The organism is Anaerobiospirillum sp. NML120511 (assembly GCF_023050955.1).
In the GTDB taxonomy this organism is placed as follows: Bacteria; Pseudomonadota; Gammaproteobacteria; order Enterobacterales; family Succinivibrionaceae; genus Anaerobiospirillum.
The window spans coordinates 124,915-149,117 of sequence record NZ_JALKIK010000003.1 but is presented as its reverse complement, the minus strand read 5'-3'; the positions used below and the strand labels follow the sequence as shown (position 1 = coordinate 149,117).

General features: G+C 50.8%; 13 protein-coding genes. 2 read left to right on the top strand and 11 right to left on the bottom strand.

What is annotated here, in order from left to right:
* Window positions 1-9 precede the first annotated feature (9 nt).
* Together MXE39_RS01690 and MXE39_RS01685 are read right to left on the bottom strand one after the other, a co-directional pair.
* Window positions 10-813 carry a sulfite exporter TauE/SafE family protein gene (locus tag MXE39_RS01690; RefSeq protein ID WP_246976561.1) on the bottom strand — a complete coding sequence of 268 codons (804 nt, stop codon included), beginning with the start codon at window positions 811-813 and terminating at the stop codon, window positions 10-12.
* Between the two features lie 393 nt (window positions 814-1,206).
* Entirely contained in the window at window positions 1,207-4,551 is a 3,345-nt protein-coding gene (locus MXE39_RS01685) for a SpoIIE family protein phosphatase (protein WP_246976558.1), read from the bottom strand.
* Between the two features lie 576 nt (window positions 4,552-5,127).
* Here MXE39_RS01685 and MXE39_RS01680 point away from each other — a divergent pair.
* Entirely contained in the window at window positions 5,128-6,936 is a 1,809-nt protein-coding gene (locus MXE39_RS01680; protein ID WP_247073730.1) for a hypothetical protein, read from the top strand.
* A gap of 299 nt (window positions 6,937-7,235) precedes the next feature.
* Here the strand turns inward: MXE39_RS01680 and MXE39_RS01675 are convergent, their stop codons facing one another.
* The 8 genes from MXE39_RS01675 to argC form a co-directional block, all read right to left on the bottom strand.
* Window positions 7,236-7,577: a hypothetical protein gene (locus MXE39_RS01675; RefSeq protein ID WP_246976552.1), complete on the bottom strand. Its 342-nt coding sequence runs from the start codon at window positions 7,575-7,577 to the stop codon at window positions 7,236-7,238.
* Window positions 7,578-7,669: 92 nt separating this feature from the next.
* On the bottom strand, window positions 7,670-9,685 hold the full coding sequence (gene tadA, locus MXE39_RS13065) for a tRNA adenosine(34) deaminase TadA (protein WP_348647456.1): 2,016 nt from the start codon (window positions 9,683-9,685) through the stop codon (window positions 7,670-7,672).
* Between the two features lie 787 nt (window positions 9,686-10,472).
* The gene (locus MXE39_RS01665; RefSeq protein WP_246976549.1) at window positions 10,473-10,835 is read right to left on the bottom strand and encodes a diacylglycerol kinase; all 363 of its coding nucleotides are present in this window, start codon (window positions 10,833-10,835) and stop codon (window positions 10,473-10,475) included.
* Window positions 10,836-11,183: 348 nt separating this feature from the next.
* The gene (locus tag MXE39_RS01660) at window positions 11,184-12,647 is read right to left on the bottom strand and encodes an acetylornithine/succinyldiaminopimelate transaminase (protein WP_246976546.1); all 1,464 of its coding nucleotides are present in this window, start codon (window positions 12,645-12,647) and stop codon (window positions 11,184-11,186) included.
* Between the two features lie 298 nt (window positions 12,648-12,945).
* Window positions 12,946-13,095, bottom strand: a complete 150-nt coding sequence (locus tag MXE39_RS01655) for a hypothetical protein (protein WP_246976543.1) — start codon at window positions 13,093-13,095, stop codon at window positions 12,946-12,948.
* A 56-nt stretch (window positions 13,096-13,151) separates the two neighbouring features.
* Window positions 13,152-13,823: an N-acetyltransferase gene (locus MXE39_RS01650; RefSeq protein ID WP_246976540.1), complete on the bottom strand. Its 672-nt coding sequence runs from the start codon at window positions 13,821-13,823 to the stop codon at window positions 13,152-13,154.
* 1,281 nt (window positions 13,824-15,104) lie between these two features.
* Entirely contained in the window at window positions 15,105-15,860 is a 756-nt protein-coding gene (gene argB / locus MXE39_RS01645) for an acetylglutamate kinase (RefSeq protein ID WP_246976536.1), read from the bottom strand.
* Window positions 15,861-16,352: 492 nt separating this feature from the next.
* Window positions 16,353-17,447, bottom strand: coding sequence for an N-acetyl-gamma-glutamyl-phosphate reductase (gene argC, locus MXE39_RS01640; protein ID WP_246976533.1), 1,095 nt, complete (start codon window positions 17,445-17,447; stop codon window positions 16,353-16,355).
* Between the two features lie 903 nt (window positions 17,448-18,350).
* Between argC and MXE39_RS01635 the strand changes: the two genes are divergently transcribed.
* On the top strand, window positions 18,351-19,727 hold the full coding sequence (locus tag MXE39_RS01635) for a M20/M25/M40 family metallo-hydrolase (protein ID WP_246976530.1): 1,377 nt from the start codon (window positions 18,351-18,353) through the stop codon (window positions 19,725-19,727).
* A gap of 281 nt (window positions 19,728-20,008) precedes the next feature.
* On the opposite strand, the gene MXE39_RS01630 is transcribed toward MXE39_RS01635, so the two are convergent.
* Window positions 20,009-22,741 carry a hypothetical protein gene (locus tag MXE39_RS01630; RefSeq protein ID WP_247073728.1) on the bottom strand — a complete coding sequence of 911 codons (2,733 nt, stop codon included), beginning with the start codon at window positions 22,739-22,741 and terminating at the stop codon, window positions 20,009-20,011.
* Window positions 22,742-24,203 lie beyond the last annotated feature (1,462 nt).

The following is a 24,203-nucleotide window of genomic DNA, read 5'->3' as shown; positions in this document are numbered from 1 at the left end:
ATGAGGTCATCAGATAAGTTCGATGATAAAGGTGTAGACAGCAATGGCCAGCAGGATCATTCCAAGGAGGATGTTGGCCACCCTGGGTGAGAGCAGGCGGGAAATTCTGATGGAGAAGAAAGAGGTGACAAAGGAAGCAGCTACTACGGTCATGACTACTGTAAGGTTGATGTAACCGAGCTGCCACATGCCTTCGGCATTGAAATCAATTGGCTTGGTGATGTAGCCGTACATGCTGCCCAGGCCGCCAATGACCATCATGTAATTGGTATAAACAGGAACCTGCTTTTTGCTCACGAAATTGAGCTGGTTGATAAGCGGAGCCATGATGGAGCCGCCGCCAATGCCGGTAAATCCGGCAATGGAACCGCCTACGGTACAGAAAGCAACGCCACGGGCATTTTCCTTTACTGAAGGCTGAGCACAGTCTGGCTCAGGACCGCCACGCTTTAAAAATGTCTTTAAGGACAGAGCCAGCATGGTGAGCACGAAAAAGCCCACTATGTAATGACGTGGTACGTAAAAGGAAAGCTCAAAGCCCAGCTGCACGCCCACAATCATGCCCAGGGACCATAAAATCAGGCTGCGGTAACTGAGAGGAATATGCAGACGGACGAAATTGACGAGATTGATGCAGGCCGTACCTATGACAATGGACAGCGAGGTAGCTGCCACCATCTGGATAGGAAACTGAGGAAAGAGAGTTAAAAAGATAGGCACCATGAGCACGCCGCCGCCAATGCCGAAGATAGCGGACATCATATTGGTGATAACGCCGCAGGCCACAAGGGTCAGGATAAGTGAAACGTCCATATTTTGAGCCTCTGCTTTCCAGTTCTTAAGTGCCTATTGTGGCACTGTAGACTGTGCAGGGCTTATGACTTTCATCATAGCAAGGTCGCCCGGCGGCACGGCGCGCTCGCCGCAGGGAGCTTTTTTGTAAGCCAGGTCACATTCTCAGCCGCGCTGTCGCCTGGCTTGCAGGCCTGGCGTATCGGCCGGCCTTGCGGCTGCGTGGCCAGGCGCAAAAAGCACTCAGGGCAGTTGTCAGGCACCTTTTTGAGTCCTGATAACTGCCCTGAATGACGCGCCCTGCATGGCCGTGCATGGCCGTGCCTGGCGCTCTGACCTGGCTGACAGGCTGCCTGACATGGCTGCCTGGCGGTCTGACCCGCCTGCGGCGCTGCATGGCAGCGGCCCGGTGGGTCAGAGGTATTCGCCAGGTGCCGCTGGTTGCGGCTCGGTGCGGGAAATACTTCCTGTCGGGGTATTGCGCCCTGAGGCCGGAGCCTCCCGGTCGGCAACTGAGCTTCTGGAGGCATCAGGCGGCTCGATGTCGTGAACCTCGCATAAGTTGTCCACCTGACCGCTCTGCATACCGGTTTCATGGATGATATTGTCCTGCACATGCTTTCTGATGTACTCAGGTACATCAGATTGCGGGGAAATAATGACATTACCCTGGCCTGAGGCATCGCCATGGCCATGACCGATACGTGAGACGGCCAGCATGGTTATATCGTCACTCTGGAAGTACTCGCCACGGTAAAGCACAATCTCATCATCAAGAGCTGTGACCAGCCCCTCAGGGCTGCCATTACCGGCGATGCGGGCCACATCCAGAATGTGGTCAACACCAAAGAAGCCGCCCTCGGCATTCTGCGCTTCACTGACACCATCGGTATAGAGCAGCAGCAGGTCATATTTGCCCAGGACAAAGCTGTACTGGGTGTACTCAATATCAGGCATAGGGCCTACAGCCGGACCGCTGATCTCTGCCATCTCCTCAACACTGGTGACCTTAAGACGGCCAAAGTATGAAGAACTTGCTGATACACCGGCAGAGGAGAGCACAGGAGAGGCGCTCAGAGATCCCTGAGGGGCAAGGCCGCTGGTGGCTGACGGAACGCTGGTGCCGCCAGCTGGCGCAGCATTGGCTGATGAAGCCGGCATGCGCATGATGCGATCTTGCATGCTTTGGTGGGCGCCATCGCTTATGTAACCGTCAACGAGCTCACGTCTGATAACCACTGGAGGACAGTGACCGGCATTACAGGCTACTACCTCACCTGTCTTTTCATTGAGTACGCAGATAAACATGGTGACAAACATCATGTTAGGGTTGCGCTCACCAAGGCGGCCGTTAAGTACGGTCATGGCATCATTTGGCGACATGCCCAGACACATGCAGGTACGAGCCAGGGTCACGGTAGTACTCATGAACAGAGCAGCCGGCACCCCCTTGTCGGACACATCACCAATGGCGTACATGATGTGATCCTGATCCAGACGGTAAATATCGTAAAGATCACCACCTACTTCCTTGGCTGGATAAAGCAGCGCGGCATTGGACAGACGCTCAGACTGAGGCAGCTCAAAGTTGCCCGGGAGCATGCCCATCTGAATGTCCTTGGCGGCATTGAGCTCACCTTCCATTCTGTTCTTCTGGCTGTTGGCAGCCATCAGCAGATTGATGTTGCGGTTAAGCGACAGCCCCATGCGGTTAAAGGCCTGACCAAGGTCAGCAATTTCGTCCTTGCCGTCTACCTCAATATTGGCCGTAATCTCCTGAATGGCATTAAAGTCGGAGATATTGGTCGATGACATGATACGGGCCTGACGGGCCAGACCGATAATACGGCTGGCAATGGAATTACTCAGTACGGCCGACACAATAAGACTGATAATCAGAATAATGGTACCGATGAGCACCAGAGCCATGGCATTGGACAGAGCCGGATCAACAATCATGTCCAGGGACACAACATTGAGTATGTACCATCCCAGTGGACGGAAATACAGGGTATTGACCAGATAGGTCTCACCGTTCACATCCAGCATGAAGCTGCTGTTTTCCTCAAAGCGCTCATCGTAGGCAGCACCGTGCTGTGCCTTGTACTCAAGCTGCTTGAGACGCTGCTCATTGCAGTACTCCATCAGCACTTCAGGAGCCATATTAAACAGAGGTGAAGCACTTGAGGAGCTGAGCACCTTGCCATCGGCATTGAGAATCATGGCCTCACCATGCATATAATTGGTAAGACCGTCCATATGATCCTGGATACGGTTGAGAATTATGCCTTCAACATCATGATACTGATCAAGCATGCCGTCTACGCTCTGAACAATAGCATAGGTGAACGGGCTGTTTGATTCAGTCTTAAAGAGGTAAGAAAGGTAGTTGCGCCCCACACCGTCGCCGTACATGCTTCTTTCGAGTACAGGCAGTGATCGTGGGGTGCCCTGATGCTTTTTGGAATAGAAAGTACTCAGAACATCAGACTTACCAGCATCGGCAAATACGCCCTCAGCCTCAAGGTCCTCACGCACTCTGTTGATTTCCTCAACGGTGCTCTTACCTGTATAGGTAGCCTTGCTGTAGCCATCTGAGACATTCATGGCACTGACAGGCTCAAGGCTTCTCAGCCTCTCCTTTTCACGCTGATTATCTTTCAGACGACGGTTGGCTGCCTCCAGAATACGCAGACCGGCCCTGTACTCATCATCAGTTACACCACCATCATCAACAGCAGCTCCGGCACTGGCTCCTGCAGGCCTTGTATCTACAGTGTCATGGTCCCGGTTTGCAACGGTCAGACCAGAACCGCCTCCAGAAGCAGCAACGCCGTTTGCGACGCCGCTTGCGGCGCCAGCGCTGTCTCTGCCGGCACTGTCGCCTCCGGCGCCCACAAGGCTGCCAGAGGCTGAACCGTCTGCTGATGCACTGGCATCACTGGATGCGTCGCTGTAATGCTTGTCCTTGATCGGGCTGGAGCAGCACTGGTAGGACTCATGATCGTCACCAGGGGACTGCTGCCTGAGAAGGCTGGAAATCTGGCTGCTGCTTGTCTGAACCGGACGGTGAGGATTGTAGATGCCGTCGTTGAGGAAAGCTCTGTCCTCAGGCGGGGCAATGTCGTAGCCTGACTTATGGCGACGCACCCATGCAGTGCTCAGGGCAATGTTATCTGCCAGATTGGCTACGGTAGAGAACTCGCGGTTAAAGATGGAAATATAGACACCGGCACTGTACTGATTGGTCCTGGTCAGCATGGTTGGCAGGAGAGCACGGTTACTGACCGATACACCACTGGCTATGTATTCATTGGCCGGAGGGAGCAGTACATCCAGGTCGTAAGTAACAATGATGTCAGAGCCTACCTGGTTGTAGCTGTCCTTTTCAAAGGTGAGAAAGCGCATGAACATGCGTTCAGCTTCGCGCTGATTTTTGCTCCAGCTGGAGCGGGGATCATTACTGCCCGGGAACTGATTGAATTTGACACCGTAGCTCTCCTCAATGGAGTACTGCATTTCCTGAATACGGTGACTGAGGGTCTGGCCATTTTCCCTGAGCAGATTGCGAATGGACAGTATGCCCTGCAGCTGCTCATTGGTAAAGGCATACAGCTGCACGGATACATTATTGCGAATCAGGGAGAGTACCTGCTTTTGAGTCAGAACTTCGTTTTCAATATAGGTCTGTCTCTGATAGAAAGATGAATATGCCGTCATGGCACTTACTGCAGTGGCAGTAAGCATGGCAAACATCATGATCAATTTGCTTCTTAACGACATCTCATAATCGCCCGTCAGGCGCCCTTAAACATACAAAAACAAAGGAGGTCAGCAACCGGCCCCAAAAAAAAGCCCGGTACCGCGACCACTCATCACAGAAGGTTGCGCCTTAACATATGCTTTTTTGTCTTTTACAGCTCTGTCTGACCAGTCGATGGTTCAGATGCAAAATTCAGAACAGACATGCATTTATTGCGTGCAACTTTATCATAGCAGCAGATTTAGACAGGTTTTGAACATCTCATTTTTGCGCATCCTGCACACGATTGCAGGCCCATAAATTCAATTCAAGCGTACTTATCCAGGCAAATACAGTATAATGCGCATAACTGTGCAGACACTGTTGTGCTCAGTATATCTGCCTCAGACACAGTTAAAATAACTAACTAACTAAGGATTTTAAACAGAGCTCAGCCTTGACACTATGTGGCCTGAGAGAGCCACTTGAGACTCTGTTACCTGCCCGGTCAGCAGCGTCATTTCAGAGAGGTCGGCAAAGAGCTGAATATACGCGTGACTGCGTCTGCTCATTACTACTTCACCGGTTTAGTCATGCCCCTGTTTTCCCTATTTGCCAAAGCAACTCCAGGACTGGCAGCTTTAAGCCTGCTCCTTGCAGTTCCTGCCCAAGCTAAAGGAACTGATGATTCATCGATGACCCTGATTACAGGAGCATCCTATGGATCACGCCTGCCTGACACCTACGTATTACAAAACATCAATCTGTTATCCTCCCTGCTTTTGGCTCCAGAAAAGCATGTCGACTCTATCCATGGCAAAGTTGCAGGCTCTGACAGCAACAGCTTAAGTGGCATTACCGCACTTTTTGCCTCAGGTCACAGCCCATCAGGCAGTGATGCTACCAGCGCCCGTAACGCCGCGCAGAGCGCCATCTCCTCAAGCAGAACAGATAAGACAAATACCAGCGCATCACTTGCTGAAAAGAGCCATAAAGACAGCAGCAAGGCTGACAGTAAAAATGCAGCTGATACAGGAGCAGCCTGTGGTTCCGCTGCACAAGCCGCCGCCCATAACTACGGCGCCGATGACAGTGAGAGCCATACCAGTCTGGCAACTCAGTCTTCACGAAAGTTCAACTCAGACAATAATGACCCTGCATATGTTACAGATCCATCCAAATGCCCACAGGGCAAACGCTGGCGTATTGCAGTAAATCAGTCAGGTCCTTTTATTGATTTCCGTAAGGTATTCCGTGGCATGGTGCTGGCTCTGACCGAAGACGGTCTGGTCCGCAAGTATGCCCCACTGCGTAATATCAATTTCAAACTGGACGACCCGGGCCGCTTTGATGCCCTGGCTACAGCCACCAAAGGCGGCTGCATTGAATTTGTCCCTGGCACATTCTCCAACTACAACTGGGACCGCAAAGGCGTTCTGTCAGACAAGCTGCGCATCAAGCGCATGATCGACAATGGCGAAATAGACATGATCTGGACCTTTGGTACCATTTCAGGCCTTTACTTTGCTGACAGCGGCCTTGGGGTGCCGGTACTGGTTATTGACTCAACCTCTCCTGAGGGAGCTGGCATTATTGGTCCAGGTGATTATTCCAACAAGCCAAATGTTCATGTGCAGAAGGACTTAACCCGCTACTCAGCTGAGGTTGTGCTCTTCCACAATCTGCTTAAATTCAAGCGCATGGGCATTCTGGTTGACAGCAACGAGGATAATCAGTCAGGTCAGGATATTTTTGAGATCAGAGCACTGGCCAAGACCATGGGATTTGAGCTGGTTCCATGTTATGGCGACATCATGGGCCGTGTTCCTGCTCAGGCTGATGTGGACTTCAAGCGCTGTCTTGCCATGCTGTCAGAAGAGAATATCGACGCTCTCTTCCTGACTCTTGTGTACCGTCCAGAAGAGCCACTTTTCCCTTACATCAAGCCTTTTATTGACCGTGGCATTCCTGTTTACTCCCAGTATGGCGAGCAGGATGTACGTGGTGGGGCCCTGCTGTCACTGTCTGAGAGCGATCTGACCCATGCTGCCATATTCCAGGCAAATGTAGTGCGTCAGATCATTATCGAAGGTAAAAAACCTGAAGAAATCAGCCAGCATTTCCACGCCCCTCTGAGCATCAGCTTTAACATGCAGACAGCACGTCTTATTGAATGGCAGCCAAGCTTTGAGGCTTTACTGGCCATCGACAACGTCTACTCCCATATCGAGGGAGCCGACACAAGCACAGGCTATAACGCCCGCATGCCTGAGGACGAAGAGGCTCGCAACAGTCAGCATAATATGTTTGATACCAGCCTGAGCACCAATGCTGCTGTTCTGATGCAAAGCAAGGATTCCAGCAGCCACGGAGTAAAATCTGCAAGCAGCCAGCATCCTTAAAAACCATCAACCGACAACGCCGGCTGACCGTGATCAGGCACCAGGCTCTGAAACAAAACAAGATAACAATATCAAAAAGTAATTTACAAAACCCAAAAGGGGCTGTCTTAACATCAAGACAGCCCCTTTTGTTTTGCCCTCACAACCACAGCCAGAACGACAACGACACCGACACCGTCTACGACGCCCCTGACTACCTCGATCTATTTCATGGGCCTGAGCATGAGCATGGGCGTAAGCATGGGCGTGAGCATGGGCATGGGCATGAGCGTGAGCACGAGCAAACTGCGACCATAGAATTACTGCCCAGACTGCAGGATCAGGTCAAATGAAATGGCCAGCTGGCCCACTGTAGCAATGGCATCTTTATCTTTATCTGTATAACGGACACGAGCACAAGCAATATAATAATTTACAAAGCAAAATACATAGTGTTTTACTTTTAGTAAGTTTACTTTGCTGTTATCTAAGCATGGCATAAAAACTGGCATCATAAACACAAAGGGCAGGTACAGAAAACCAATACCTGCCCTCTTAAGGCCACACAATAAAGTGCTTGCCGTTGCGCTTAAGTGTTCAGGAGCAGCCAACGCCGACTGTACAAAACCATGCTGCCCCGTGACGTAATCACGCTCAGTCATATCAGTTCAGAGATGTGGGCTCAGACATTTCAGCGAAGCCTGACCACAGTCATGTCAGAATCCGCACTTTAGTCTGTTGCTGGCCATTTAGTCTATTGCTGGCCCTTTAGTGCCTTTGCTGCGGCCTTCTTTCTCTTGCGCAGCTCGGCAAAAAAGTTAGACAGCATTGCTGAGCTTTTCTGCTCGAGGACTCCGGCAATTACGTTAACTTTGTGGTTGTGCTTATTGCTGTTCAGAATGTTAAATACTGATCCGCAGGCACCAGTCTTTGGATCGGCAGCAGCGTAAACCACATTCTTAAGACGTGCATGCACACAGGCCATGGCGCACATGCAGCATGGCTCCAGAGTTACATACAGAGTGCAGTCTACCAGACGGTAGTTCTTAATGCTTTTGCCCGCCTCACGAATGGCCATAATCTCGGCATGGGCAGTAGGATCATGCCCGATGATAGTACGGTTGTAGCCAATGCCTGCAATTTGGCCATCTGGACTTACAACCACGGCACCTACAGGAACCTCAGCAAGCTCTTCTGCTTTTAAGGCCAGTTCCATGGCCATGGCCATGAAGCTTTCATGCTCAGCCAGCTCCTGAGGCTCAAGCTCGCTTGCCAGTATCACTGGAGCATTACATGAGCTCTCACCAGCACCAGGGATTGAACCGGACTCCTGGACATTCATTCCTACAGTGCTGTCGCTGCTGCCGCTATCATTAGAGGAGCTTTCAGAAGACTCTGCCGAATCAATGCTGTTGAGGCTCTGCAGCCAGCGCTCCTTGTCACTTTCGTAATCAGTTACGCTGTTTTCGTTGAAGCTCAGAGAGACATCATCAAAGCTGTCCAGGTTGCCTGTTGCTGCATCTTTCACTGCAGCAATAACTCCAAAACGACCCGGTGCTCCTTCAAGCTCAGAATATCTGTAGATATCATTATTGACCACACGTTCGACATCATATTCAGTAGAACGGGCATTACTTTCCCTGACAAGGTCACCTAACTTCACAGCAGAAATATCAGTTTCCGTTGTGCCTGCAGAAGAATGTTCAACATCAGAATCAGAAGGAGCACTTTTGACATCGACAGCTGAGGAGGACATGCGTGTATGAGCACGGGCTTCTGCATTAGATGCGTAATGAGCCCCAGCCCCGGCAAATGTCGGGTCAGTTGCTGCCATGGCAGTAACAGGCCGCTCACTTCCATGCTCTGAATTTGCCGCACCGCTTCTTTGGTCAAATAACGGTAAATCATACTCCTGTGCATCTAATTCTCTGGCGTCCTGAGCATGAGCCGCAGTTAAAGCGGCCCTGTGAGTGGACATCTCAGGAGAAAAATGGAGCTCTTCATTACGCAGGGCGCTGATAATGCTGGACAGTGCTACACCATGTTCCTGATTTACACTTTCTACAGGCTGTTTACATGAGGCAGTACACACGTCATCAGGACGAATGCTCTTTAGCACAGCCCGCATAGCAGCTTCAGCCTGTGAATCAGTCTCCTGTTGGACAGCTCCATCTGATCTGCTCTCCCACTCACCAGCCAAATCATCTGGTCTGATGGAGCTGAGCACATCGTGGAGGCTTGGACCATCATAGGAAACCTCACCATCTGCTCTATAAGCCATGGCAGGGCTTGCAACAGGGTCCATATAGGACCAGCGCAAGCCTGGTGAGGAGCGCAGCCTTCCATTTTTATCAGCCTCAAAGCCACGCTGCCGCGAGCTTCTGCGAGCACTTGCACGCTCAGAGCCGCCAGCATCATCAGCTGAAGCATCACTTGATAATCCCTCAGCCCCGGTACCTGAAGCTGCAGTCTGCGCTGCCTGGTTCTTGCGAGGCCTGCCGCGAGGTCTTTTGACCGGTACCGCAGCCTCTGCTGGAGCGGCTTCCTTAGATGGAGGGGCAGCCTCGAATGGATCGGCAGCCTCAGCATGAGCAGCGCCCTCAGACCGCACAGGGTCAAAGGCAACTGAAGAATGGCTCATTCCTTTATGGTCTTGACCAGCTTCAAGAGTGTCATCTCCTGATGCAGCTGCAGTTACATCAACCACATTAACATCATTGTTGTTGAGTGCTCCTGTCTTAAACATTGCTTCATCAGTCTTATTTGACATAAAAGGCCTCAATACAGCTTTCCTGCAGTCATACAGGAATCGATCCCTTTGCATTAATAAATCAGGCCTGCGTAACGACAGGCAAGAATCACCAGGCTCAGGGAAATTACGAAACTAGCAAGGCCTCTGTAGTCAGTGGCCAGATAATCAGGTGAGATACGAAGGAAAATGCAAGAGAATCCATGCCCCTGAAGCGCCTTACAGCAGTCACAAAGGCTGAATGCTTACCCCACATATGGATCGGGAAAGTCTTGCAGTAATCATATTCGCGTGCACACATTATAAATTATACAGAGATCTTTTTGACCAATATAGTTTTTATACAGAGATCTTGACACGTGCAGACCATGGATAATCACGAAGCTGATTTACATGCGATCTATCAGCCCTATACTAAGCCTGTATAAGGCAATTTAAGACCAGATCATCTTCAGGCAAAATTAATCCCAAGTTACAGAATGTGCAAACATACAGCTTTTGTCCACAATACGGGATATACGTAACTGCAAAGGAGTAACAACTGGGAGACAATGGGATAAGAAAGGGAGGCAGAACGAATGCTGAGTCTTAAAGAAGACTAAAGCATCTGGCGGGAATATCCCTTCCCTCCCTTAAACACATGCTGTCATGGCAGAAAAGATACAGGGAGGGAAAGATACGGGTAAGGAAAGATACGTGGAGCATTATCCTGCACCATTAACAGTAATGAGCTTTGATGGTGACGCAGGATAAACTTCAATTAACAGCCCGGGAATCACCTGGGACTAAAGGGTTGCATGTACTGCGATTAGCTGAAAATTACCAGGATCCAGGTAAGAGCAGTAAGACAGAGCATGACAAAAACGGCGGCAGAGCCCAGGTCTTTGGCACGTCCAGAAAGCTCATGGTACTCATCGCCCACACGATCTACTACGGCCTCAACAGCAGAGTTTAGCAGTTCTACAGTAAAGGTAAGCCAGGGCATGATGGTAAGCAGCAAAAACTCAACAATGCTGTCAGAAATAATAATGGCAATCAGAGTCAGGATAATGCCAATTCCAAGCTCCTGACGTAAAGCGGCCTCATGCTTAAGACCTGCCTTGAATCCATTCATGGAATATTTGCCGGCATTAATGATACGGGTTAAACCAGTGGCTCCTGTCTTGGCCATAAAATTGATTCTCCATCAAAAAGGGTCGCAGATGCGAAACGACAGTCACAAATGTTCCCGGCGAACATCCCGCCGGGTACTAAGCTGCATATTTTAACTTCAAATACCTGGAATTGCCCTTAGTCGGAACCGTGCGTGCAATGCACGTGCATTGCACGCACGTTATTAACGCATGAAGGCCCCATTTAAAGTCCGCATTTTATGCGACTCCTGATAAAAAATTCAACTAATTTTAGAAAGCAAAAATAAAGGGACAGTTCCTGATGATCAGGAATTGTCCCTTTGGGTTTTATAGAGCGATAATTTAGTAATATGAATTAAGATGTTATGCTAAGACTGCCACGGCAATTATGCATTTCTGCTCTTGCTGCTCTTGCGGGCCGCTGTTTTTGCGGCTGTTTTTGCGGCTGGTTTTGCAGCTGCCTTTGATTTTGACCTGGCAGAGCTTGATGCAGTAGCTTTTGTTGCGGCAGCTTCTGCTGACGACTTCTCTTTCTTTGCTGCTGATGCAGAGGACTTGTCTGCAGCTTTGTCGGCTGCTTTATCTGCCTTTGCACCTGCCTTTTCCCTGGTGGTGCTGGTTGATGCAGTTACGGCGGCCAGTTCCTGGGTGCGCAGGAACTCGACTATTACCTGCTCAAGGATCTTCATGGCCTTGCGGATAAGGCTGCGGGTAATGATTAGCGGTGGGGTAAATCTGATGACATCGTGGCCGGCAAGCAGCACAAGCAGCTTGTGGCGGGTACAGATCTTCTGGAACTGTGAAGCCAGTTCTGAGTACTGAGGAGCCAGCTGTGCGCCGACCATCAGACCCCAGCCTCTGACGTCAGAGAAAACATTGTAGTGATCGTTGAGACGACGCAGCTCAGCACGCAGGAAGGAGCCGGCATCGGCTACGTGATCAAGGAAAGTCTGATCGGCAACGGTATCAAGCACATAGCAGCCTACGGCACAGGCCAGCGGGTTACCACCAAAGGTAGAACCATGAGTACCCGGGACAAAGTGACGGGCGAACTTCTCCATGGTTAGAATACCGCCAATAGGCACGCCTGCAGCAAGTCCCTTGGCTGTGGTTACCACATCAGGCTTAACCCCTGACTGCTCGTAGGCGTAGAAGGTACCGGTACGGCCAACGCCGGTCTGAACCTCATCAAAAATCAGCATGGCATTGTGCCTTGTGCACAGCTCGCGTACTCCATGCATAAATTCGGTATTGCCCTCAAGGATGCCGCCTTCACCCTGTACTACCTCAACAATAACAGCACAGGTCTTGTCGCTGATGGTTTTGCAGAAGGTTTCGAGGTCATTGTATGGCAGGTGGGTAATACCGCCAGGCACTGGACCAAAGCCCTTATAGTACTTTTCCTGACCACCTACGCTTACTGAGAAGAAAGTACGACCGTGGAAGCTGTGCTTGAAAGAGATAATCTCACTCTTCTCTTCACCGTAATTGTCAAAAGCAACACGACGGGCCAGTTTGAGAGCTGTTTCATTGGCTTCAGCACCTGAGTTTACAAAGAAGACGCGCTCAAAGCCGGTTAGCTTTACCAGTTTCTTGGCCAAGGTAAGAGTCTTGTCGTTTACAAAGACATTGCTGACGTGCAGCATCTTCCTGGCCTGCTTGTTAATGGCCTTAACAACACCAGGGTGATTGTGACCAAGACAGTTGACTGCAATACCGGCAGTCATGTCCAGGTATTTATTACCCTCGGTATCGTAAAGCCAGCATCCCTTGCCCTTTTCAAGAACCATGTCCTGAGGAACATAGCAGGGAACCATTACTTCATCATAGGTTTTTCTGGTGATCTTCATTTGTTTTCCTTGAAACTTTTGTCCCGCCGGGCTCCTGCTGAGAAACTAATGCCTGTCTCCTGAGGAGAAGGACTGTCTTTAATGCTGATGTCCGGTGTTTATCCTGGTAATACAGTCTGCCTGAACTCAGGCATAGGACCTGGCCATACACTCTTCTGCTGCTTTGCTTTTGTTTGCTGCAAGTGCTCTGGCCTGATGAGCTGTGCGTCCGTTGCCGGGCAAGCTCTGGTAACTTTACCGTGATTTACATGTTTAATCTGGTCTTAGCTTCAGACGACAGCATGTGCTGCCTGACTGGTCATCTTGTTGCTGTTTTCCAGCTGCTATTCGCGGCTGCGGTAGCTTCTGAGGCTGTTGCGGTTTTAGCTGTAGCGGCTGCGGTAGCGGCTGAGGCTGTTGCGGTTTTAGCTGTAGCGGCTGTTGCTGCTGTGGACTTCAGTGGTTGCATGGTGACTGCAGAGGCACAGGCAGGTGCCGAGGCAGCTGGCAGCGCTATTATGTGCACTAAAGGTTAAATTCGTAAGCAACTTCATCGCAGCGGTCCTGCTTGCTGCAGTTGTCGCAGTCTTTTCTGATCTTCTCAGGCAGGGCCTCGATGGTGGTCAGCTTAAAGCCTACGCGGGCAAAGAAGTCAGGATTTCTGGTCAGAACGAATACCTTCTTGATTTCATAGTCAGCAGCCTTGTGCAGCAGGAACTCAACAATGGCGCGGCCCTGACCCTGACGCTGAATCATTGGGTTAACACCCAGTGAGCGAATCTCTGCAAGTCCGGTATCGTAAACGTACAGACATGCACAGCCCAGCACCTGGCTGTTCTTTACGCATACGGCAAAGGACTGAATGTTTCTGATAATGTCCTCACGGCTGCGTGGCAGGTTCTCACCCTGCTGAGCCCAGTAGTTGACCATATTCTGCAGAGCGTCAATATCAGACAGACGGGCCTTACGTACCACGAAAGCATCGGTAGTGTGCTCAGAGAGCAGCTCCTGAACATCGTTCAGGGCCTGAGTAATGCGGCTCAGGGCTCCTTCACTGATCTGATCCTTCTTTCTTAAGGTAGCGGCCTGATGGTAAATCTCATCGAGGCTCACCCCATGAAACTTGTCCAGGCTGACAAAAGGTATTGATGGTAAGCCATGGTTATTGGCGCTGTCAGAAGGGGTATTGAAGGTCATTTGTGTGTTCCTGTTTACTTGTCCACAGATGGTGTGGAAACCTGTTATTTACCTGAATATCAGCTGCCGCATGACAGCATCATGGTGCAGGTGCAGGTACTGGCTCTGGTAAGACTGAGAGGATTGCAGGAAGCTGGCGCTTATGACTGGTGCTTCATGCTTTTGCATACACCCAGTGCCTCAGATTGCCTTGCATTGTCCTGTCTTGTACTGCCTTCCTGCATTCACTGCTGTTCAGGCCTGATATCTGTTGTTAAGACATGAGTACTCATGCCTGCACCTGTTTGCTCTCCCTGTCAGCGCTGCAGGCTTTATTGCCTGCGGAGCTTTCATTCCCATCAAATTCATCAACTGCAGTCCTTTTGTACAGTAACCTGTCACTTTCAGCCTGGCTGTAACTTCGAACCTCGAAGTCACTGCGGCGCTGCACTGTCTGCCAAATCAGGTTGTTGTGGTGCCCGGCCGGCTCAAGACTGTGGCTTTTGCAACTGCACTGGCCTTGGCGGCATTCTTTGTGACAGTTTGTTTTCAGCGGCGAATCATGCAAACCAGGTGCTTGTGCTGACCTGTGTCCTGCTTAAGTCATTTTCATATTGAGGGTATTTAATGACTTTTGAGACACTTCGGTCATAGAGGCATTCAGGATTGACCATTGGGATGCCTGCTGTTGCCTGCCTGCTGTTGCCTGCAGACTGCTGCCTTTCATGCTGGCCTGTGCTTTTGGCCCGAGGTGCTGCTTCAGCCGCAATTGCTTTATCAGTACCGTCTGACTGAATACCTGAGGTCATCCAGCTGGAGGCTGGGGCTTGCTTACTGTCATTTCATGCCTGAGCTTGAGTGTGCATGGAGCAGGTTTTGCTAACCGTCTGGCCCCGGGCTTTATTGAGATTCATGACATCGTTGGACTGAGCCATGTCTCTTTGTCAGGCTCCGGGGTCAGATGACTGCATTGCTTTGCCCAGAGGTCATTGCTGTCTGGGGACTGCTGGACCTTCATGATGGCGGCGGTCAGGGATGGCAACTGGTAACTGGCAACTGGCACCATCAGCCGTGGCTGCCAGGGTGCGGTCAAGTACCTTTTGGCCTGGTGACCAGGTTACATCTGGCCTTGCGGCTTGCCGGTTCTGCCAATTGCCCTTGCTGTCAGCGCCAGGGCTGCAAGTGATGTTCTTTATGGGAATAAGGAGACTGGTCAGCGACGACACCAGGAGGGTGTGGACGCTGCCTGCAGCTCAGATCTGCTGCCGGTAGGCGGCAGCCTTTGGCTGAGCCGGATGCGCATTAAGCGCTCAGAGTGGTTCCGATTCGTCGGAGCTTGGAGAGGTTGCTTCTTGCCTGTTCATCGAAGATGGAGGCAATGAACACTGGGGCGTTACTCTTATGAGCAACGTCAAGGGCATTTCTGACCTTTACGGCCATGCCATCTTTGATGGTACCGTCAGCAACCAGCTGCTCAACGGTAGCGGTATCGATGTTTTCGATGAGCTGGCCATTTTTATCCAGAACACCGGCCACATCAGAGAAGAAAACCAGCGGGGCTGCAAAAGCAACTGCCAGGCAGGCGGCCACTTCATCAGCGTTGATGTTAAAGAGCTGACCCTGCTTATCAAGGCCAATAGAGCACACTACAGGAGTAAAGCCTCTGTCGAGCAGCATACTTACAGTAGCAGTGTCCTCACCGGTGACACCGGCAACGCAGCCATACTCCTCAGGGTAAGGCTTTACTGCACACATGTTGAAATCAGTACAGAGCATACCGAGGGCATTAAGACCGCTCTTTATGGCGCATCCCTGAAGAATCTTGTTGCACTGACCTGCAAGGGTACCGGCAATGTAAGGCATCTGCTCAGCAGGGCTTACTCTGATGCCGTCTTTTTTCACTGTGGTGAAGTTAAGAGCACCCAGGATATGGTCAACCTCAACACCGCCGCCGTGAACAACAATACACTGCTGTCCCTGGGACTTAATCTGCTCAAATAAGGCACTCAGTGCCTGTTCATAGTTGAGGGCCTTACCCGAAAGCTTTACTACTAACATGCTTATTTACCTGCTTGTGCTGCTCTGGCAGCTCTAAAACCGTATTAACACGGTTTGATTACCCTTTCCGCCGTATGCTGTCTGACCTTTGCTCATGCTGCTGCCTGATTATTCTGCGCTGCATGGTGCCGCCGGCAGTAGTCTGTGGGGCCACCATGCCTGGGAGAGGGCATCCTTGCTGCCCTGTTCCCCGGCTGCAGTGCAGCCATGGCTGTGCATGAGAGCTGAAATCGCCGGCTGTGAGCTGTTGATATGTCTGACTGTTACTTGCTCATTGCGGAAATAACCTTTCCCTCCAGTGCTGCCATGTCAGGCTGCCCTGGTGCTCAATACCATGACCAGCTTTTCCATGCATTGCCCTGACACTGGTGCAGGTGCTGCAGGTAGAGGCTTACGGTATTGTGCCGGGAACTGCCCTTAAGGCCGGGCCAGCCATGGTGAAGCTCAGGCTTCACTGGCACTGCAAGTGCCGTCACTGAAGGGGGCTCTATACTAGAGCAGGCATCGGGTACGAGGCAGACCAAAGTGCAGGTTCATAGCTTCAATTGCCTGAGTGGCAGCTCCTTTAAGCAGGTTATCAATAGCGCTGTTGATGACTATATAACCGCCGCTGGTGACAAAAGAAATGTCACAGAACGGGGTATGCTGTACATCATGCAGCTTTACAGTATCCTTGCGGACACGTACCAGAGTAGAAAGACTTTCGTAATACTCAGCATCACCGGCATTACCACGGGCACGGGCATCCAGTGCTGACTGACGGTAACTGCACTTTGGATATGCGCGGGCATAAGCTGCCTCTATATCCTCAGCGCTCACTCCATCCTTAAGACGGGCTGTAATAGTGGCCAGAATGCCACGCTTAAAATCGCCCAGGTGTGGATTGAAGATTACGTCACAGCCGGCATATTCGACAATTTCAGGCTGGTGGCGGTGGGTAAACAGACCATAGGAGTTAAGGCTGACTTCGCAGAAGCTGTTGCTTAATCTGGCCTTGCGACCGGCACCGGAAACGCCGGACACGGCGTTAATGACAGCAGGCATGGAACTGTCTAACAGACCTGCATGAGTAAGCGGCTTTAAGGCCAGCTCAGATGCAGTTGGGTAGCAGCCAGGCATGCTGATAAGTGAGCTTACCTGAAGCTCCTCAGGCTTGACCCAGTCAACGAGGCCATAGACACGCTCTTTCATGAGATCTTTCTGGCGTCTGCCAAATTCAAAGCCATAGCAGCGCTGAGCAGTCTCAAGGTCGGAAATACGGAAAGCTCCGGACAGGTCAATAACCACAATGCCGTTGTCGATAAATATCGGAGCCAGATCATGGCTGACCTTGTGGTCGGTTGCCAGGAAGATAACATCGCAGTCTTCTGAGGTCAGGGCTGAGGCACGCTCCAGATCCAGCGGCTCAAGCTGCAGCTCGCACTGTCCTCGCAGGGAACCATGAACCTCACAGATCCATGAGCCCTTGTCCTCACTGCCCTCAGAGACAAAGAGGTGAGTAACGGTGACGTTCTTATGCTTGGCCAGGTGGCGGATCAGCTCGGCGCCGGTGTAGCCGCTTGCACCTGCAATAGCAACCTTAATCATCCAAAAATTCCTTAAGCTGCTGAAAATTGTCAGACATCAGGTCGGACACTGAGTTCCCTGCAGGTAAATCCTGCACTCCACGGGATAATCTTGAGTTTCTTAGCATATAGAAAAACCGCAGCCCTGACACATACAGCACTAAAACAGAGCATTATCAGGCATGCCAGACCTAACATGCACCAAAGTAAAACAAAATTTCGAAAAATCTATGATAAAAGAGCTTGTTTAAGCCATTGTCATAATCATGTTAACACTATATACAATTGAGTTTTTCTTTCCTCAGACCATCTCGACAGCCCATGTCTGAACAGACTGATTCCACAGCAAAGGCATAAGTGCCATCACTTGCTAACCAATACTGATTTAGACATGTGCCGCACCATTGCCCCTCCAAAACCCCCTTAAAAAACACACTCTGACAGCCAAATACTATGGAGCGCGCTCTCTACTGTCAGCACCCGAGCTGAGAGCTGCCATAGCCATGATGAGCCCAGGCAGGATCCCTGTCAGAGAGAAAATTATAATTTCTGTCCCTTGCCCATTTTGGAACACAATCAGAACCCGCCGCTGCTGTGGCTATAATCTAATTTCATGCCTCAATGACCTCAGCGTGCCCTGTGCGCTCCGCGCTGCACCTGCAGCCGCAGAGTAAGCTGCAGAGCAGCATCACCACAGAGTCAGCCGCCGCCGCAGGGAAAGCTGCAGCGCAGCTTCACTACAGCGTCAGTCGCCGCCGCAGCCTAAGCAGCAGCGCAGCTTCACCAAATGATCAGCTGCCGCCGCAGCCTAAGCTGGCTGTACAGTGCCTCATGGTACAGGACAGCCTGAGCTTGTGAGCGCCCACCCAGGTTATTCAGGCCTGAAATGAAATTTCATCATTACGAGCAACATACAGGAAGCGCCATGGCTACTTTAGACTACCTGACCCGCCTTATCAGCTTTAATACCACCAGCAGTGATAAGGCCCATTTTGATCGCCCGAACAGTGAGCTCATCGAGTACATGGCCGGGCACTTCAGACAGTGCGCATTTACTACCCTGGTCTACGAGGTAGCACCGGGCAAGCTCAATCTCCTGGCTCTGAGCCCTTCCATCTGCTCGCCATCGGCATCTCAGTGCGGAGGCGCCGGCCGTCCTGGTGGCAGCGCCGCTGAAGCAGGTCAGGATCTGGGCCTGCTGCTGAGCGGTCACAGTGACTGCGTGCCTTTTGATGATGAAAAATGGACCGACAGCGCTTTAAAACTCACCGTACGTGACGGCCGTGCCTATGGCCGTGGAGCCTGTGACATGAAGGGCTTCCTTGCCTGCTCCATGGAGGCAGCTGCTGCCGCCCATGCGCGTTATGGCGACGACTTTATGAGCTACCCACGCCTGTCATGCCTCATTACCTGTGATGAGGAAAGCTCCATGAATGGTGCTATTGATGCCATGCGCCTGATACGTGATGACCTCAATGGGCAAAACTTCACAAATCTCAAGTTCTCCAGCGCCAGCATGAGCTCACTGCCAGCTGACCTGCTCAGGGGACGTCACTTTGATCTCATCATCATTGGTGAGGCTACTTCCATGCAGGCCGTTATCGGCCATAAGGGATACATGGCCCGTGACCTTATGATTAAGGGTGTATCAGCCCACTCCTCCAATCCGGCTCTGGGTATTAATGCCATCAATATCGCAAGCCATGCCATTACCGCTCTCAACGGTCTTGCTCAGGAGCTGCAGGTCATTGGTGCTGACAGCAACTTCAAGGTAGGCTACCCATCAATGAACATGGGCTACATGAATGGCGGTCACAGCATTAACTCTATCTGCGATGAGGCTCATATTGGCTTTGATATCCGCCCTACCCCAAAGCTCAGTGAGGCAGTCATTATTCAAAAGCTCGATGAGGTTCTTGCCGGAGTCAACGCCAAAGCTAACGAACTGTATGCCCATCAGCTGACCACCGAGCGTGTCCGTAAGCGCCTCGGTCTTGATGCAGCACGCACAGAGTCTGAGACCGTACAGCTGCTGACTCTCACTCTGCCATTTGCTGATATTCCATCCTTTGCCAACACCAATGAAAACAGCCTGGGCTATATCAAAAAGCACGTACCTGCCGATACCGTCTTTGAGTACGTAAACTACTGTACCGAGGCTTCATTCCTCCAGCACCTCGGTCCAACAGTAGTCATGGGACCTGGCTCCATCGATCAGGCTCACGGCATTGACGAGTACATTGAGCTCAGCCAGCTGCATCTGTGCGACGACTTCCTGGCAGCTATCGCCGCCGAGTTCTAAACTGACCATAAACAAAAACAGCCAGCCACAGGCCCGCCCGCGCCTTACCAGTCACGGGCCGGTCCTGCAACCAGCTGCTCCTTAATCCCGCCCTTCCTCCTACATCTCATATGCAACACGCTCAGGCATGACCAGCACAGTATGTGACTTGGTGGGATGGGACAGGATGGGTTGTTATGAGATGTGATGTTATGGCTGGCACAGCCTGAGCCCTGTCATAGCCCATGCCCGTATCCGGGCATGGACAGCAGAGACTCTAACTGACTCCAGCCATTACAGGCCTACATCATATTACCTGCCGCACCATTTTTCCCTCCGGTGCTATTTCCACCTGCAGACACATCATTGCCCGGCCTGTGACAATTACTGTTTCCAGGCAGTTTCCTGGCAGTGCCTCCCTGACCTGCATTTCCCCCTGAACTTTTAGACTGCTTTACTTTGACTCCCTTGCCTGCATTGATCTTCCCCTGGCTTACGCCACTGTTTGACTGAGCCTGCTGTGCGACGCTATCTTTGCCGGGCTTGTTCTTGTCAGTGGTGACGCCTTTGTTTGACTGAGCCTGCCTTGACTTGCTTGACTTGCTGGAATTGCCTGCCTTGCTCTGACCAGAGCTGCTCCCCCTGTTTGACTGAGTCTTACTGACCTTGCTGGACTTGCTGGACTTGTCTGCTTTGCTCTGACCAGAGCTGCTCCCCCTGTTTGGCTGAGTCTTCCTGACCTTGCTTTTTTTAACTTGCCTTGCATGACGCACCTTGCACTTTGTCTTATAACAATCGGCTATGTTTTCACTTCTAACAAGTTTTACAAAGCGTTTTCTGGCGCATCTTACTGCAGCAACCTGCTTTATAAACAGCTGCATGGCAGGAGAAATGTCGTCCTGATCAACATGCCTTAAACCAGCGAACAAGATTCTTTCTATAAATCTCCTTGCATAATAGGAAGGAGAAGCCCCTTCATCGCCATACCTGACTGTTAAGCCACCAATGGTATGCATTCTCCACACAATATGCTCTGTTCGTTCTTCAATTATGAACTCTATAGGATCTCCAAAAACCCCGTACTCAGGAAAGAACCATATGTTATCTAAACAGTCAGGACACATAATCCTTTCGTAAAAAGGATCAAGTATCTCGTAGTCACTAAATCCTGCTTTATCCAGAATCTCCAGAACAGCCTTATCTCCGTACCGGCTTACCTTTTGACAATCTGTAGCCGATGAAGGGGCGTTATCATTGCTGCCTTTGCAAGCATCAGAATCGAAAGCATCGTATAACTCCAGTTTAAAAGGGAGTTCATCCAAGGGCTCATCTACAGCTTCTTTTCTTTCGCACATGCTCATAATTCCATTAAATGGATATGAGAACGCATCGAAAATAGTGCTGAAATCCATGTCAAAGCACTCATACCATAAAAGCTCATTTAAACAGCGCCATGAAATATCATCTGGCCCAGCACAAAACTGTGGCGGCAATGCAGGATCTTCACTGATACGGTCGAAAAGCTGCTCAGCCCTGCCAGAGAAAACAGTCTTTACTCCAGCCTGGTTAGCAGCACTGACAGTCAATCTGTTTCCTGAATAAAGAACCACGTCTCTGCCTTTATCTGCATAAGTGCTGGAAAACTGCAAAAGCAATGCAGTACTGATACAGGAAACTCCAGGTAGTGACTGAACACCAGTCCTCGTATTTCGTGGCTGATAGTCAATGAGAGCAAGTGTAAACATATGATCAGGAAGACAATAGACCACCTCCTCCCCAAGCTCCAGCAGTGCCCTTTGAGCTCTGACTGCCAGTGTGGCTGCAGCACGCACTCTGCTCAACCTGGCCAGAGCAAGCCTCTTGAGTACGGGCAAAGTAATCACCACAGTACGGTTCCCCGTTGCCCGCGCAATATTATGATAGTTACCCATCAAAAACTCAGCATCAGGAACAGCTATATGACTTGCCTCATAAAGGCTGCTTTCCATACCAATAAAATGCTCTGGCCTGTCTGACCGGCCTTCCCTCTTCGCGTAGCCGTTGAGAAGCTTATTCATTGAGCCTGAAGCAATGAGTCTCTCTGGTGCCATGTCTGGCGATCTTAATCGCTCGGCGTGCTTAGCCTGATCATCATAGACAAACAAAGGCTCAAATATTTTATATAAGCAATCTAAAGCATAGCAAAACTCATAGTATATGAGAGAAAATGAAAAATCTTCAGTACAGTTTATGGTGGCTTCATACAGCCAGTCATCAATCTCAGCCATGGCAGTCTTGCCAGTAGCTGGATTGCGCTTAAGAACAATGTGATTAAGCAGATCTGCCGTAATTCCTGTTCTTGCCATGGCTTTAACAAAGTCAATTCCCTGGTCCAGCCACTCAAACTCTGTAATCTTAATGCTGACGTATAATCCTGAGTCGTTGAAGTACTTCTGATTAAGCAGATAAAGACGCAGCTGTGATGCCACCTGATTGAAACTTATCCTGGCATTGCAGGTAATCCGGGCAAAAAAGTCATTAAGCATCCCCAGATCAACTATGTCATTTACTGGCTCAAGCCGGTCAAGCACAGGCTGTAGCCACAGCATGTCATCAGGCCAGTTAAATCCTGCCAGATCCCTGCAGCTGACAGCCTCCACAGGCAAACTGACTGGCCTTACATGTACAGCATCAGGTACCGGTCCTGGAAGCTCAGGGAACAATGACAGTACCCCCGGGGCTCTTACCCAGGCTAATGCCACATAGTCAGACAGGGTATGGATGGCAAAAGATGACAGACTGGTCAGATCATAAAAATCAAGCTCACTGGTAAACAGCAGTGGCACAGCAATATCATGACCGCTGAAACTGCAGTTCAACAGCTCAGGACTTAAGATCATGGCCCTCATCCCCTCGCTTTCGTCGTAACTGACAGCAAGAATGTTTCTGTCACTGTGCTTTACAAAACGCCAGTAATCGTATTCAAAGTATGAGTTTAGTGGCTTGCCGTCAGTCTTGTTGAGCATCCATAATCTCTTCTTGAGATCAGAGGCCATTTGCGGAGCATTGCCAAAAATGAACCTGATGAAATGCTGGCAGTCATTATTGCTGTCATTATCACTGCTACAGACACTCTTAACCCGGCGTGGCAGCTGCTCATAATCATCGGCCCCTGAGCAGATAAGGCTGTACTCCTCCTCAGACCAGAGCACCATGCATACTGCATCCCTGCCCCTTGAGCAAATGCCCTCCAAAGCACTGTACAGGGTTTTAAGCTGAGATCCGGCCTTACTGTCTCCAGCCATAATGCCGGACTGCTTATCCCCACCGCCCTGATCGCTGCTGTTGCAGTACGCCACCAGGTCACAGTAAAAATCGCTGCCTATGACAAAAAGCACGCGCTTGCTGGAACGAAGGAACTCGCCAGCGTCCGCATACAGCCCTGCCGCCTTATCCCCAGCTTCAGCCACAGCACCAGAACCTGCCCCAGATCCGTCATCAGCCACAGCAACAGCCAATGTTGTGCTACAGCCAGCTCTCTGCAGCGGCTGCAGGCTTATGCCATCAGGAAGCAGCAGACTGCAGTTACTCGAGCGTACAGTGGTAGCGCTGGTGTCATTGACTGAAGTGTTCCCAGAGGCGCTCTGAGAGCTGCTGTCCGGGCTGATGTCTGCACTGGTACTGCGTGCGCTGCGGGCAATGCGCAGCGGGCCCCTGTGAGACTTAAAGTCACTCTCACTTTCCTGAACCATGCACTCAACAACAGGCTGCACTATACTTTTGTAAAGCACCTCACTGTCAACCTTGTCAAGCCAGTCAGCAAAAGCTGCATCAGGGCTGCTCAGAGTCATATTATGCTCATCACTGTCATCAATGCTGATGATTACAGGAATATTGCAGTAATACCTGTCTCCCTCATGCTTTGCATTGCTGTGAGACTCACCTTGAGTCCGGTCTGAGGTGCAATCACCAGAATGACACTGCTGCTGCCATTTGGTATGGCTTATTACTCTTACCCTGTTACTGACAAGCCTGTACGACTCACCTGGCTCATGAGCCCCAGTTGCCTTACTGACATGATGAGAGCTATCTGTATCGTTACCTCCGGTTATCATGCTCTCATAGCAGCACACCCAGGCGTAGCTGCCAACATGGCAATCAGGACCTATTGCTGCAGATAATGCAGCATCATGTTCTGATGCCGGCGAAACAGCCGGCCCGGCTGCCGCAGCACCTTCCGACTCCGTTGAAGCGTCACAGGCTGACCATGCTTGAGATGCACTGGCTGGCCCTGCTGCAACAGCAGCACTGACTGCCTCCTGTGCGGCGGCATCAGCCCCGGCCGGTGCCTGTGCAGGTGCTGAGTGGTGGGAGGTGATGATGAACTTATCAAGGTCAGTCAGGGGTGCATATTCGATGGCAGTGCTGTTTTCTGCACAGAACGTGACCTGACCTGAGAAAAGAATGGAAAACTCGAATTTATCAGTCATTGTTTAATCCTGTTATGTGCCTTGCATA